We start from the raw sequence: 1,132 nt of genomic DNA on the forward strand, positions 1-1,132 counted from the left end.
CGGCAGGTGAGGTGTCGGGGGTGATGTCGGTGGGACGCTCGAGCAGCTTGCCCTTGTGGAACACGGCGCCGGCTCGGACGAGCGCGACCAGATGCGGAGCGTTGACCGCACGCCAGCGAGCCTGTGCGGCGTCGATCAGCTTGTAGGCCATGGCAAGTCCCGCCGCACGGGATCCGGGTCCCTTGGTGACTTTCGTCCTCAAACGCACCGTGGCGAAGGTAGATTCGATGGGATTTGTGGTGCGTAAATGCACCCAGTGCTCGGCCGGGTACTTGTAGAATTCGAGCAGCACATCCGTGTCGTCGGTGATCTTCTTTACCGCCTTCGGATACTTCGCGCCGTAGTCGAGCTCGAAGGCCTTGATCGCCACTTGCGCCTTCTCGATGTCCTCGGCGATGTAGATTTCCTTCATCGCCGCGAGCGCACCTGGATGCGCCGACTTCGGCAGCGCAGCAAGCACATTGGCCTGCTTGTGGAACCAGCACCGCTGCTCCCGGGTTTCCGGGAACACCTCCCGCAGCGCCCGCCAGAACCCCAGAGCGCCGTCACCGACCGCGAGAACGGGAGCGGTCATACCGCGGCGTCGGCAGTCCCGCAGCAGGTCAGCCCACGACTCGGTGGACTCGCGGTACCCGTCGGTGAGGGCAACGAGCTCCTTGCGTCCGTCCGCGCGGACGCCGATCATCACCAGCAGGCACAGTTTCTGCTGCTCGAGCCGCACCTTGAGGTGGATGCCGTCGACCCACAAATAGACAAAGTCAGTGCCGGCGAGGTCCCGATCCTGGAAGGCCTTCGCCTCGTCCTGCCACTGGGTCGTCAACCGGGTGATCGAGGCCGCCGAGAGCCCGGCACCCGATCCGAGGAACTGTTCGAGTGCCGGGCCGAAGTCGCTGGTGGAGAGCCCGTGCAGATACAGCAGCGGCAGCACCTCGTTCATCTGCGGGGACTTGCGCACCCAGGCCGGCAGGATCGCGGACGAAAATCGCTGTCGCTCCCCGGTGTCCGGGTCGACGCGCTTGTCGTTGACCCGCGGGGCCTTCACGTTGACCGCACCAGCGGCGGTCAGGACGTCGCGTTCGTGGTGGTAGCCGTTGCGCACCACCAGGCGGCGCCCGTTCTCGTCGACCTGATC

The 1,132-nt window shown here is 65.5% G+C and carries 1 protein-coding gene; it reads right to left on the reverse strand.

Annotated features, from left to right (window positions below):
- Window positions 1-1,132: IS256 family transposase (locus tag AZG88_RS34780; RefSeq protein ID WP_061700374.1), on the reverse strand; the 1,132-nt coding region annotated here is incomplete at both ends.

The sequence above is a fragment of the Rhodococcus sp. LB1 genome (genome assembly GCF_001583455.1).
GTDB classification, from domain to species: Bacteria; Actinomycetota; Actinomycetes; order Mycobacteriales; family Mycobacteriaceae; genus Rhodococcus_F; species Rhodococcus_F opacus.